This window comes from Methanosarcina sp. UBA289 (genome assembly GCA_002496565.1).
Taxonomy (GTDB): domain Archaea; phylum Halobacteriota; class Methanosarcinia; order Methanosarcinales; family Methanosarcinaceae; genus Methanosarcina.
Genome location: DAKJ01000025.1, coordinates 105,984 through 119,553, shown reverse-complemented (window position 1 = coordinate 119,553; position 13,570 = coordinate 105,984). Strand labels below are relative to the sequence as shown.

The window sequence follows — 13,570 nt, the reverse complement described above, 5'->3', positions numbered from 1 at the left end:
TATTCTTCTATTTCTAAATCAATCTTGATACTTTTATTGATCTTTTATATTGTTATTCTTACAATATTATTTTTCCAACACTGATTCTATGACTTGTTATACTTCATTAAGAATATATTTTTTTGAAACTGTTGAACCTATTTTAAAAGCCGTTAAAAACAGTTTTATCTTATTTAGTTTAATATCTAGTCTATTTTCTTTCTTTGCCTCTCTTGAGCTAATAACGAAATCCACTTATCTTATGGGTAGAATTGAAATTACAATAAATGTAACTCTGAGCAAAAAATTACTTGTCAAAAATTAGCCTCTTGAGCGTAGCATAGAGGAGTGAAAAGAACTCTGTGTTCTCAAAACGGAACTCTAAAACGGAACTCTGGGACAGTAATTACTAAGTTTATAAAAAAAGATTCAGGCAGAAGAAAGTGCCACAATGGCTTCTGCCAGGTCTCCATTTGAGTCTTTAAGAGCTGTCCGAGCTTCCTCTTCAGAAACACCGGTTTGCTCCATTACAAGCTTTATATCGTCAGCGGGAATCTCCAGCTCTTTTGGGACTTCCTTTACGTCACCTACGATCTGGTATGTTTCCGAACCCTGGACTTTCATGATAGTAACACTTGCATTCTCTATAATGATATTAGAGTCCGCAGTCTTTATAACTACTTCCTGAACATCCTTAAGCTCTTTAACATCAATTCCCATCTGTTTCATCATCTGCTTCATTTTAGCCGGGTTCATTCCCCGGCCTCCCACACCTCCCATTCCTGGGAACATAGACTTGCTTCTCCTTTATTTTTTGTTTATTTTTTTCAGGTTCGGGTTCAATACCTTCAGCACAATTTTACTTTTCTTAATGGCATCCGCCACAGGTGCCGCATCCACCAGCATTTGGATTGCGGATAAGGAATCCCTTCCCGCTTTCGTCCTCAATAAAGTCAATGCTGCCCTCAGAGAAGCTTCTTTCAATGTCTTTTGCCATAACGAGTTTAATTCCGTTACTTTCCATAGTCACGTCGTCTTCCTTCAGTTCATCGTCAAAGGCTAATCCATACTGAACTCCGCTGCAGGCAACCCCGGCAACAAAAATTCTGAGAGCAAGTTCAGGTTTCTCTTCCTGCTCAATCAATGTTTTCAATTCAGCAGCAGCTCTGTCTGTTACTTCTATCATTTACGCACCTCTTTTTATTTTCCATACTTTTTTGAAATAATTCTACGTTTTATTTCCTATAAGATGCCATCCGTTACAGCTTACAGATAATTTCCAAAGGTTATATACTCTTTCATTGGGCAAATATAACGTTTATCGTAAAATTGCGCTTTTTCCTGAAAAAGATCTTTTTTCACAGGAATCTGGAAGGTAGGGTGGGATTCTTTTTCGAGGGATCCTGTTATTCTGCCAATATCTATAAATATATTTTCTATTTAATATATTTTTCTTCCAATACTTTTTCACGTTTTAAATTCACAGAAATTCGGCATCTTCATCAACAGGCTCCTCAAGAACCTTTGCATTATAAGCGTTGATCTCTAGCGAGTTACGTTTCCCCTTTACTTCCCAGACAGGGATATAAACGAGCTCCATATCGAGCTGTATGTCTTCATGCCTAGGGCTGAGACACCTGTGCTCATATATAACTGCCTGTCCTTCCGTATTGTTAAAATGTATTTCGCGTGTGTTTTCCTCTATAATTAAGTCTAGAAGAATCTTCTCTGCCTGTTTTTTATCCACATTCGGTCTTTTTAACTCATACTGCACGGCTGGGATCCTTGTAGGCGCGCCAAGCCCCTCAATTTCCATCTCTTCTTTTGATTTGTTTAAAGCGTTAAGAAATCCCTTTCCCTTTTCGTCAATACTTAAGACTTTTGACCTGAAGCGTTTTTCAACTTCTACGCTATATCTATATTTCCAGAAAGGTACAAATTTTAAAATTGCATCCTTAGGGTTGCTTATGTATGGTTTCGAAATAATAATCGCCTGATTTTTAGAAATCCTTGGCTCTACAGACTGTATGTTTAGTATCTCGTACGATTTGGTCTCTGGAGCCTCAACCTGCTCCGGTTTACTTAAGCTTTTTCTCTCCTCAAAGCTTCGTGTTGGAGGTTGAGTTTCAAAAGAATCTTTTTCAACCTCTGAGTGTTGGTTCTGAAGAGGCAAGAGTTCTCCGTTAAAGTAGGGTTCTTCTCTGAACTTTTCTTTTAGCCCACAGTTTTCGACAGGTAATTCGGAAGTTGCTTGTCTGTGCTGATCTCGTGTCTCATTCTCTGCTTGAATTTCCGGTTCAGCATACGAGATCTTTAACTTCTTTTCCAGATTTACAAGAATCGCTCTTCCAATTTGAAGAGCCAGCTCGTTCCTGTCCCAAATATAGATCCCAAGTTCAGTTGCATAATTGATTATTTCTTCAGACCCTTTACGGGTCATTACGTAGATTCCTGTACAGTCCCCTATCTTTTCGGAAAAAGCTTTTATTTCCTCATAATCTGGCTGCAGGGCACACCTGATGTAAGCCTGATGCCCGTTTTTCTCCACAAGGATGTCACACTGGCTGGATATTGTGACATTGTATCCAGAGGATTTGAAGATGTCAACAAGGATTTCTAAAAGGTCTTGCTTCATGATTCTCACCTTCTTATATCCTACACAGCTAAAATAGTTTATGTTCACACCTTAAATTAAATAATTTGACATTTTTTTACTATAAGCCGGCTTTTCTCCTTTTTATATTTCCCCAATTCTTTTTTCTAAGGGTACAAATATTTAAGAAATTAAATCCTAACCAGATATTTATGAGTGGTATCAGGTTTGGAGCAGATTCCTTTTCCACATATGAAGAAGGAATAAAGAAAGAGTGGATCGTAGGAAATGGACTCGGGGGATATGCCTCATCTACAGTAATAGGGGCAGGCACAAGAACCTATCATGGACTGCTAGTAGCAGCTCCAGAAAACTCTCCAGGAAGGTTTGTATTGCTTTCCTCTCTTGATGAGGAAATCTCAATTAAAGATGAAGTTTATCGGCTTGCAACCCATAAGTATCCTGGTACTGTTTTTCCTTCAGGCTTCAATTACCTCTCCAAATTCGTCCTTGCTCCTTTTCCTCTCTGGGTTTATCGCCCTGGCGATTTTACCATAAAGAAAAAGGTCTTCATGATTCACAACAGCAACACAACCTGCATTCTCTATGACATCAGATCCAGAAGAGAAGGAGCTATGCTAAGAATTTTCCCATTGGTAAATTCCAGAAATTTCCATTACACCGTTCGCTCAGGAGAGCTTTCCTTCACTCAGAAAGCTAATCCTGCTGGAGTAAAACTTGAAAGCTCAAATGGTTTTACTTTTTCACTCTCATCCAATCTCCAGTACCATTCTGACCCCAAATGGTACTATAACTTTGAGTATGATATTGAGAGACAGAGGGGGCTCAACTTCCAGGAAGATAATTTCAACCCAGGTTATTTCGAAAGCAAACTCAAGCTGGGAACCTCACATTTCTTTATTGTTTCTTCAACCGAAGATGTTTCTTCTCTGAATCTCGAGCAAGTTAAGGAATTTTATACAAGGGAAGTCTATCGACAAAATCTCCTTGCCTTTAATTCAAGGCTTACCGAGCCCTTTGCTCTTAAGCTTCTCAGGGCAGCGGACCCTTTTATAGTAAAAAATCCTTCTTCGGGTGAAAACACGGTGATTGCAGGATATCACTGGTTTTCAGACTGGGGGAGGGACACCATGATCTCTATGCCTGGCCTGCTTTTAATCCCCCGGCGCTTTGAAGAGGCAAGATATATTCTCAAAAACTTTTCCAGGCATTGTAAGAGAGGTCTGATTCCTAATGCTTTCCTGTCGCTTGGAGGAGAACCAATTTATAACACTGTGGATGCTTCTCTCTGGTTTATTCACACTGTAGGCCGATATTTCGCATATACTAAGGACTTCCTTTTCCTTTCGGATGTCTGGGATACAATGGATAGTATCATAGATAATTACCGTAAGGGTACGGACTTTGGAATCGGTATGGATTCCGATTATCTTATCAGGCAGGGACCTCAGTTAACCTGGATGGATGCGAAAATTGGGGAGCAGGCGGTAACCCCAAGAGCAGGTAAAGCCTGCGAAATCAATGCCCTCTGGTACAATGCTCTGAAAACGGCTTCTAATCTTGGTAGTCTCTTAGGGAAAAACATTTCCTCATATGAAACTCTTGCAGCCGGAGTAGCTTCTAATTTTGAGAATGTTTTCTGGAACCCGGAGACTAATTGTCTCTTTGACCTTGTATCTCAGGACGAAGCAGGAAATCAGGTTAAAGATCCGGCAATCCGCCCTAATCAGATCTTTTCAGTGGCTCTACCTTATACCATGCTCTCTTCTGATAAAGAAAAAGCGATTGTAGACCGAGTTGAAAAAGACCTTTTGACACCATTTGGGCTTAGAAGCCTCTCGACTGATCATCCTTTATATAAGGGACATTATTGTGGAGACGCAGTAACAAGAGATGCGGCTTATCATAATGGGACCGCCTGGCCCTGGCTCCTTGGCGCTTACGTGAAAGCTTATCGGAAGGTTCACAACTATTCTAAAGAAAGTCTTGAAGATATGCGGGCTCTCCTTCAGGGTTTTGATGTGCACCTTGAAACAGCAGGTTTAGGTACTATTTCCGAAGTATTTGATGGCGACTATCCTTACTCTCCAGGTGGCTGCATTGCTCAGGCTTGGAGCGTTGCGGAAATTCTCAGGGCATACGTTGAGGATGTACTTGGAATAAAGCCTTGAAAAAGTACCAGGCTTACTGTTGTCTCTTCAGCAGCTTTTAAATCTAATTCCCTCCCTTTTTTATACTAGTTTTGCAATCTATCTCCCATGATTGATTTTGATACCTTAAAATCCGAGAAAGGTCTAATCCTTGCTGTCGTTCAGGACCAGCTTAGCAGGGAGGTGCTGATGTGTGCTTATATGAATCGAGAAGCTCTTGAGAAGACTGTAGAGACAGGAATTGCACACTTCTGGAGTCGAAGCAGACGACAATTATGGAAAAAAGGAGAAACCTCAGGACATATACAAAAAGTAAAAGATATCAGGGTTGACTGTGATATGGATTCTCTTCTCCTGCTGGTAGAACAGGTTGGTGGAGCCTGTCATATGGGGTACAGGTCCTGTTTTTATAGAAATCTTGATGGAGAGATTGTGGGAGAGAAAGTCTTCGAGCCGGATAATGTATATTAATCTAAAAATTTGGTAAATTTTTATTCATTTCTTTTTTCCTTTTGTATTCTTTATATCTTTATACTATTATGAATAGGACTTACGCAGTTAAATTGAAAAAAGATGGTGAAAAGATGGTATGGAACGTTATGTTTCCTTTAAAATATTTGCTACAGACCTATCTACGCTTCATTTTAGCTCTCTTCCTACGTAAGTCCTATCAGTAAAGACTCTTTAGTTAATTTTAAGAGTCTCGCTGCTTCTAATCAAATGTGGAATTTACAAATGGGTCGTTATTGGTATGGACTTATGACTAATTTGATCGTTGGCTGAATTTGTCAACATTAACAATCCCAACAGTCGTTGAACCAACCGTTGTCACAATATCTCTCGCCGCGTTCTGTGAAACAGCCACCGACGTTAAATAACTTTATTTTGAAATTGTCACGGAAGTCGCCCTTCCAACCGCCACCGAACCATTTATTTTCTGCAAAGCCTAAAACTTTGTTTTCCACTTTCTCTTTAACTACTTCTTTAACTACTACTTTTTCTTTAGCTACCTTCTTAACTACTTTCTCTTTAGCTACCTTCTTAACTACTTTCTCTTTAGCTACCTTTTCTTTAACGCACTTTTCTTTAGCTACTTTTTCTTTAGCGATCTTTTCATGAGGAGTGCTTTTACATTTTTCGTTGCTAGTCTTTGAGTACCACGCACTTGCTGATGCAGCTGTCAAAGATATTACAAGAAAGACAGCCAACAAAACAATAACAGTCTTTTTTATTTTGCTAAACCTTTTCTCTCCCATCTATTGCCTCCATCATTCTGGTTAATTAGATACAATTTCACTTTATTCGGCTTTTCAATCTCATATCATTAGACAAATATACTTACTCTCTGAATAAATGATCTAAGTATATTTTAAGAAGACAAATTAAATAGTATATTCCATTTATTCCTTATTTGCCGATAAAAAAGATTCTCCATTGTATCACTAGTGTATTATTATTCCAGAAATATAATAATTAGAGAAATATAAATTAGAAACCAATATTAATTAAAATTAGATCTTTTATGTCCAAAACTGTGATTAATATTTATTTAGTTACTATATTTTAGAATAAATCCTGATAAAAAAATCACGTTTCTATTATTATCAAAAATTTGTGTATTTAATTAATCATCTTTATTTTTATTAGTCAAAATTTAGCTTTCCCAAATCTTTATTCTTACTCTGCACCACTTTCTGGTTTCTTTCTTATAAAATAAATTGCCAGAAGTTTTATTATATACTTTCTAACTCTATATTTCCTTATATGGCTGATGAGAAGCGGATATGGAGAATTGTTCCGGATACAAGCGTGATTATTGACGGGAGACTTTCATCCCGAATTAAAAGTGGTGAGTTCGGGAGCGTTGAGGTTATCATTCCCGAAGCTGTAGTCTCGGAACTTGAGGCTCAGGCAAATAAGGGCAGAGAAATAGGTTTCAAAGGGCTTGAAGAACTTTCAGAACTTCGCAAGCTGGCAGACAGGGGAGAGATTCAACTTAAATTCAGCGGGGTTCAACCCACTCTTGAGGAGATAAAGCTCTCAAAAGAAGGTAGAGTGGATGCTCTTATCCGAAGTACTGCTATTGAGGTCGGAGGGTTGTTTTTGAGCGAAGACAGGGTACAGTCTCTTATAGCTAAAGCAAAGGGACTTAATGTTGAGTATATACATCCCAAAACCCTGGATCCCTCAGAGTTTACGTCTCTCAAAGTAGAGCATTTTTTCACTGATGATACTATGTCTGTACATCTCAAAAACGGAGTTTCTCCTATGGCCAAGAAGGGGCCTGTAGGGGATATACATTACGTAAGGATTCGTGATGAACCTGTTACTTCGTTGGAACTTTCCAGTATCTCGAAAGAACTTATTGAAAGGGCGAGACTGGACCCGGAATCTTTTATCGAGATGTCTTCAAGTGGAGCTACTGTCCTGCAAATCCGAAATATGCGAATTGCAATTGCTCACCCTCCCTTTTCCGATGATATGGAAATTACGGTTGTGAGGCCAACAGTTATTGTGGATCTTGAGCATTACCGGCTAAGTGATAAGCTCAAAGAACGGATTGTAAGTCAGCGTGGTATTCTTATTGCCGGTCCTCCAGGAGCCGGAAAGTCTACTTTTGCCGCCGGAGTTGCCCGATACCTGAATGACCAAGGGCAGGTGGTAAAAACTATGGAATCCCCAAGAGACCTCCAGGTGCCTCCTGAAATTACCCAGTATTCACCTCTGAATGGCAGGATGGAAAATACGGCGGATCTTTTGCTACTGGTCAGGCCTGATTATACGATATATGATGAGGTTCGGAAAACAAGCGATTTCTTAATTTTCGCGGATATGCGGCTTGCAGGCGTGGGAATGATTGGGGTAGTACATGCAACCAGGGCAGTGGATGCAATTCAACGCCTGATAGGAAGGGTTGAATTAGGTGTGATCCCTCAGGTAGTGGATACCGTTATTTTTATTGATAAAGGAGAAGTGGCAAAGGTTCTGGTACTTGAATTTACGGTTAAGGTTCCGCATGGAATGACCGAACAGGACCTTGCAAGGCCGGTAATTGTTATTTCAGACTTTGAGACCCGAAGAGTCGAATATGAGATCTATACCTATGGGGAACAGGTTGTTGTTATGCCAGTTGGGCCTTCTACCGAACTCAGGAAACCTGCCTGGAAGCTTGCGGAGGAGGAGATCGGAAATGTTATTGGCAGGTATGCCTCCGGTCCTGTTGAAGTAAAAGTGACTTCAGATGACAGCGCAATCGTAAAGGTCCGGGAAGATGAGGTGCGGAAAGTTATTGGCAAAGGAGGAAACGTCATTGACCGCATTGAAGATATCCTTGGGTTGCACATCGATGTAAGAGAACTGGAGGTTGGAGCTCCAAAAGCTGAAGAAAAAGGCAGGCGGAAATACGGAGCTGAAAGCAGAGCTCCCAAAGAGAAAAGAAGAACATCTAGCTTTGAGGAAGTGCCTGCTGTTTCTTCCGTTCATCCTTTTATCGAAAGAGATAAGAAGCATCTTATTCTTGGGGCTCCGGAGCTTGCAGGAAAGGATGTGGAAATATATATTGAAGACCAGTACCTTTTCAGTGCAACCGTAAGCCGGCATGGAGACGTTAAACTCAGGGCAAACTCAGACCTTGCATCCGATATTCTGGAAGCCCAGGATAAGGGAGAAACGATCGAGATCAGACTAATCTGACCTCTCCCAATTACCTTTTTTCGAGCTATTCTCTCTCTTTCCCACTATTTCTTAGTTTTTCTCCCCTTATTTTTCTATTTTACTGTTATTCATTCTTTATTTATTAATTCCTTTTTCCTCTCTCTCCTTCTTCTTCTCTTCCTTTTAGTATTCTGTTTTTCCTGTCCTTCTTCTCTTTTGTTCTTCTTTTTTGCTGCTTGCTTCATTCTATTAATTTAACAATCTCTAAACCTCAAAAATCTTATATAGTGTTTGACATAATTCTGTATTATTAAATTTCAGGGGTTGTGGTCAGATTGAGTAAATTACATCACGCAGAGCCAAAAGTCAGGGAGAATTTACAGTGTAGAATTGAGGTTTTTGACCAAAATTAATTTCAAATCCTTATGTTTGTGTATCTAGAAATGTGGAAATATGCTTAAAACCTTAATCTTTCTATTTTCTCTCTGCTATCTAAAACTATAATCTAGGAATGCGTTTTTCACTCATAATTGATGTTTACAAAATATGGGGGAGTTTAAAAGATGAATGATGACCTAGCTGGGATAATAGAATCATGCCCTTTACAACAACAGATTCTTTGTTTCATCGAAAGTGTAGGATTTGCAACAAGTACTGACTTATCTAAAACATTTGGGAAGGGAGAATATACTTTATCTGACCCTGAGCAACGAAATGTTTTACATGCTTTTGGACTTTCGGAATCAGTATGCATAGCATTAAATGCATTAATTGAAATGAGAGAACTTATTCCAGTGCCTTGCATGAGTATTCTTTTCGAACACTTCTCAGGTAATATTCCAGATTTGCCACTCTCTTGGGATCTTTCTGAAAGTGATACTCAAACTAAGTGTTGGCTTCCTGTGATCTTTGTAACTGTTGGCGAGTTCAAGAAGTTTGCAGATAAAGTATTTTCAGATAAAACTGAAGCTGAAGCTATAATCACTGAAATAACATCGGAACAACAAAACTGCAACATTAACAAAGCTTATAGTGAATGCATATTGAAAGTGCATTCTTCTGATATCGTCGTTTTGCAAGTCCCTTACGAACACTTTGATGAAGCAAGTAATAGATTAAAATTAGGAGGGGTGAACTACAGTATACATAAAGGCTGTGTACGTTTTGGTAAAAGAGAATTGTTTGTTGTGAAGAATACCGATGTGCCAATAATAGCCAAGTTGTTTATATCGGGGCGTTTAAACGAAAATTGTATGTATGCATAATTGATGACTGTCTTAAAATTCAATCAATTTATACAATTTTAGAGCTTACACACTTATGATTCAAAATTAAGTACAATAAACTCATAATTTTCTAAAACTCAAATTTTCTCTATAATGGTTAGTATACTCGATTTTGAATCATAAGTGCGTAAGTCCTAATTTTTGCATGATTGGAGAAAAAGGAAAACCAGAAAATAATAAAAAGTCTCTAATTTCGGGAGTAAAATATTGTGGCAAAAGCAGCAGCTAAAACAGGAGTAAGTCCAACAGTGCTAATCGCTATTGAGCAATATTTTCCAGAAAAGCAACGCATTATAGAGGATAACTTGGCATATCGTGTATTGCCATTCAGCGCAAGAGTGTTAGTATGATTGATGCGACCCAACTGGGTCAGAAGCTGTCTGATCCATGTGACCGAGAAAGATTTTCCCGGCATCTGGGATGGCTTGGCGTGTAAAAAGCGGTATATAGACGATAAACTAACGAGAAACTAATTAGACGAGAAACTAATCTATTCGAGCAATCAGATTGGAGCGGTAGTGAAGCTGGGTGCAGGATTTGATACCCGAGCATATCGTTTACCTGCTCTATATGACATACCTGTTTGGGAGGTCAATCAACTTGAAAACATCAAAGCCAAGCAGGGCCGACTTTGTAAGGTGCTTGGAAAAATTCCTTCACATATCAAACTTGTTGCAATAAACCTCGACCTCGAAGATCCTGGTACCATACTGGAATCACACGGTTATTCTACGAAACAAGCGGACCTTTTTCATATTTGAAGCTGTCACTCAATATCTGACAGAAAAAGGCATCAGGTCAACCTTTGATTTTCTGGCTAAGGCTGCACGGGGCAGCCGCCTTGTTTTTACGTATATTTGCAAGGACTTTCTTGATGGTCGATTCATGCATGGTTGGGAGAATTTCTACAAAAAGTACGTGGTAAAAAATAAAATCTGACTTTTCGAGATGGGGCCAGACGCATGGCCAAACTTTCTAAAAGAGTATGGTTGGCAGGCAATCGAGGACGTGGGTTACGACGAAATGGCCGAGAGATATATCAAACATACTGGTCGGATACTTGCCTCGACACCGATAGAGCGAATGGTCTACGCGGAAAATTGTAATAACTTTTTAAGACAATGCCGATTTTTATGATAAACGACATAATCTATGTTTTGTTGTTTCAATCATTACAACCTGATTTTTTTCCATATTTTATCCCTTTTAAATTTGTTAAATTATTCATGCTAAAGTTTCTTATATCTTTATGTTTATTTTTTCTCTTTTATTTTTAATCAAGCATTGTTTTATATAAATCAACTTTTTGATATCCTCATTGAAAACTATATATTTATATAGTTCTTTTACCCATAATTTTCTTATTATTGTAGAATAACCTTAACAATCAGAAACGAGGGGAAACAGTTTTTTGACTCAGGAATGCTCTGATGACTCAGACGAATCGGATCGTAACCGTAGTTTCTTGTGTTTTTTAGGACTGCATGAATGGAAACGAAAAAGCGGGGCATTGTGCTTTTTGCCAACAGTGCTCGAAAAACGCTATGAATGCATACATTGTGGCAAATACAAGGTGATTTTTGAAAGGGAGAAAAGCTCTTGCAGCCTTCCTGCTGGCAGGTCTTGACCGTAAAAGATTTACAATCTCCTTTATTTTTCGTCTTATTTTTCTTTCTTTTAATTATTTCCCTGCTATCTTTTTTCTTGCTCGTAAAGTTAATCTATCTTAACTTTGTTTGTTAAAGCTATGAAAAGAATTGTGATTCTCGATTACGGGCTTGGAAATCTCCGCAGTGTTCAAAAAGGGCTCGAACACGTCGGATCAAGTCCCGTAATCTCCGGGGATCCTGAGGAGATTCTTGCCGCAGACGGTTTAATTCTCCCTGGTGTCGGCGCTTTTGTGGATGCGATGAAGTGTCTTGACCCCATCAAAGGGATTATAGAAGAATATGTACGGTCAGGCAAGCCGATGCTCGGGATATGTCTCGGGCAGCAAGTTCTAATGAGTTCTTCGGAGGAAGGAAAGCTTACTGGCGGGCTTGACCTAATTTCCGGCAAGGTACTGCGCTTTCCAAAATCCGATTTAAAGGTACCTCACATTGGTTGGAACAATATTAAAATCAAGCAGGATCACCCCCTGTTTGAAGGGATTCCTGACAACTCTTTCGTATATTTCGTGCATTCCTACTACGTGGACACATCTTCTGAAAATACCCTTGCAGCTTGCAATTACGGGCTGGATTTTTCAGCTTCGGTTGTAAACTCTAAAGGCAATGTTATGGGCACCCAGTTCCATCCTGAGAAGAGTGGAGCTATTGGGTTGAAAATCCTGAAAAACTTCGTAGATATGTGCTAAAAGGAATTCTTTTGGGAATTTGCCCTCGTGCTCGAAATTTGTTTTTTCATTTTCTTTTGGTTGCTGAATTCTGATTCCTACTTATCTTATACTGAAGCATCTGAAATTAACAGACTACTTGAAATTAATAAACGATACCTGAATGCCAAATTATCCTGCCCTATACCTTTCAGGGCAGAAATATCTGCAAGAGATGGTGACTATGGATATAGAAGGCTACGCAAAACGGGCTCTCAGGGAGGACCCTTCAAACGAAGCAGGGCTTGAGGAAAAGCTAGCTTCAAGAATTCTTGAAATTAAGCATATAAGCTTGGAAAGAGCTCATGAGATAGCGGCTGCGGTCGTTTGTGAGGCAAAAGCAACAATTGATGTGGAAGGAGACGTGTTAAGTCCAACTTTCTCAGGAGTTTCTATGGGAGAATTCGGGGTAGGTTCCAGAGGTACAGGGGATTTCTACGTTCACTCCAAGCTTGGAGAAGTTATAGGTAAGACTGGTGCAGTTGTGGACAGCTCCCAGCTTGACGACTCCGGAGTTGTCAAAATTGGGGAAGATTACCTTGTAGTTACTATTGATGGGATTCACTCTCGCCTTAGCGACTTTCCTTTTCTCTCGGGCTTTCACGTAGCCCGGGCAGCTCTGCGTGATATATACGCTATGGGAGCTCGACCCCTCGCAATGCTCTCCGATATTCATGTAGCTGACGACGGAGATGTAGCAAAGATCTTCGACCATATTGCAGGAATAACCACGGTCTCGGAACTTACCGGGATACCTCTTATTACTGGAAGCACGCTTCGAATCGGCGGGGATATGGTTATAGGTGAACGCATGACAGGTGGAGTTGGGGCTGTAGGTATAACCTCTTTGCTTACCTCGCGCAACCGCACCAAAGCAGGAGACCTTATTCTTATGACTGAAGGTGCAGGCGGGGGCACGATTTCTACAACTGCGCTTTATTACGGGATGCATGAGGTTGTAGAGGAAACCATTAATATCCGTTTCCTGGAAGCCTGTGAGGCTCTGTTGCAGTCCGGGCTGCATGAAAAGGTTCATTCGATGACAGATGTTACTAATGGCGGAATCCGGGGTGATGCCAAGGAAATTTCAAAGACCGCACGTGTAAAACTGGTCTTTGAAGAGGAAAAGATAAGGGCTCTTGTGAACCCAAAGGTACTTTCAATGCTTGAGCATCTAAAAATCGACTATCTGGGAGTCTCTCTCGATGCCCTGCTTATAATTGTCCCCCCTATATATGCTAACGAGATCCTCGATAATATCAGGGCTGCAGGTATTAAGATTGACATTATAGGGCGTGTTGAGGAAGGAAATGGAGCTGAAATCTTCTTAAATGGAGAATGTAGGGACTTCACACCAAGATTTAGGGAGTCCGCCTACACACCAGTGAAAAAAGTACATGGGGAAGAAAATCCCAGGGACTTTGAAGAAATGAAAGCAGCAATTGATAAGGCTGCGCATGAAGCTATCGAAAAGAAACAAAAAGTCCTTGAAAAAATAAGAAGTAGATAAAGC

The 13,570-nt window shown here is 39.8% G+C and carries 12 protein-coding genes; 8 read left to right on the top strand and 4 right to left on the bottom strand.

Annotated features, from left to right (window positions below):
- Positions 1 to 408: 408 nt before the first annotated feature.
- The 3 genes from BP549_RS14290 to BP549_RS14280 form a co-directional block, all read right to left on the bottom strand.
- Positions 409 to 771: a nascent polypeptide-associated complex protein gene (locus BP549_RS14290; RefSeq protein WP_292376054.1), complete on the bottom strand. Its 363-nt coding sequence runs from the start codon at positions 769 to 771 to the stop codon at positions 409 to 411.
- A gap of 76 nt (positions 772 to 847) precedes the next feature.
- On the bottom strand, positions 848 to 1,165 hold the full coding sequence (locus BP549_RS14285) for a HesB/IscA family protein (RefSeq protein WP_292381730.1): 318 nt from the start codon (positions 1,163 to 1,165) through the stop codon (positions 848 to 850).
- Positions 1,166 to 1,459: 294 nt separating this feature from the next.
- Entirely contained in the window at positions 1,460 to 2,614 is a 1,155-nt protein-coding gene (locus BP549_RS14280) for a hypothetical protein (protein WP_292381727.1), read from the bottom strand.
- Positions 2,615 to 2,784: 170 nt separating this feature from the next.
- Between BP549_RS14280 and BP549_RS14275 the strand changes: the two genes are divergently transcribed.
- Both BP549_RS14275 and hisI read left to right on the top strand, forming a co-directional pair.
- A complete protein-coding gene (locus BP549_RS14275; protein ID WP_292381724.1) occupies positions 2,785 to 4,764 on the top strand; it encodes an amylo-alpha-1,6-glucosidase in 1,980 nt (659 codons plus the stop codon).
- An 87-nt stretch (positions 4,765 to 4,851) separates the two neighbouring features.
- Positions 4,852 to 5,214 carry a phosphoribosyl-AMP cyclohydrolase gene (gene hisI / locus BP549_RS14270; RefSeq protein ID WP_292376046.1) on the top strand — a complete coding sequence of 121 codons (363 nt, stop codon included), beginning with the start codon at positions 4,852 to 4,854 and terminating at the stop codon, positions 5,212 to 5,214.
- 323 nt (positions 5,215 to 5,537) lie between these two features.
- On the opposite strand, the gene BP549_RS14265 is transcribed toward hisI, so the two are convergent.
- Entirely contained in the window at positions 5,538 to 5,999 is a 462-nt protein-coding gene (locus tag BP549_RS14265; protein ID WP_292381722.1) for a hypothetical protein, read from the bottom strand.
- Between the two features lie 508 nt (positions 6,000 to 6,507).
- Between BP549_RS14265 and BP549_RS14260 the strand changes: the two genes are divergently transcribed.
- From BP549_RS14260 to BP549_RS14235, 6 genes are all read left to right on the top strand, one after another.
- Positions 6,508 to 8,436: a PINc/VapC family ATPase gene (locus BP549_RS14260; protein ID WP_292381719.1), complete on the top strand. Its 1,929-nt coding sequence runs from the start codon at positions 6,508 to 6,510 to the stop codon at positions 8,434 to 8,436.
- Between the two features lie 524 nt (positions 8,437 to 8,960).
- Complete coding sequence (locus BP549_RS14255) at positions 8,961 to 9,662, top strand: hypothetical protein (protein WP_292381716.1); 702 nt, start codon at positions 8,961 to 8,963, stop codon at positions 9,660 to 9,662.
- Positions 9,663 to 9,892: 230 nt separating this feature from the next.
- Positions 9,893 to 10,033 carry a hypothetical protein gene (locus tag BP549_RS14250; RefSeq protein WP_292376038.1) on the top strand — a complete coding sequence of 47 codons (141 nt, stop codon included), beginning with the start codon at positions 9,893 to 9,895 and terminating at the stop codon, positions 10,031 to 10,033.
- Positions 10,034 to 10,201: 168 nt separating this feature from the next.
- Positions 10,202 to 10,444, top strand: coding sequence for a class I SAM-dependent methyltransferase (locus BP549_RS14245; protein ID WP_292376036.1), 243 nt, complete (start codon positions 10,202 to 10,204; stop codon positions 10,442 to 10,444).
- A gap of 986 nt (positions 10,445 to 11,430) precedes the next feature.
- On the top strand, positions 11,431 to 12,039 hold the full coding sequence (gene hisH, locus BP549_RS14240) for an imidazole glycerol phosphate synthase subunit HisH (protein WP_292381714.1): 609 nt from the start codon (positions 11,431 to 11,433) through the stop codon (positions 12,037 to 12,039).
- A gap of 202 nt (positions 12,040 to 12,241) precedes the next feature.
- A complete protein-coding gene (locus BP549_RS14235) occupies positions 12,242 to 13,567 on the top strand; it encodes an AIR synthase-related protein (RefSeq protein ID WP_292381711.1) in 1,326 nt (441 codons plus the stop codon).
- Positions 13,568 to 13,570 lie beyond the last annotated feature (3 nt).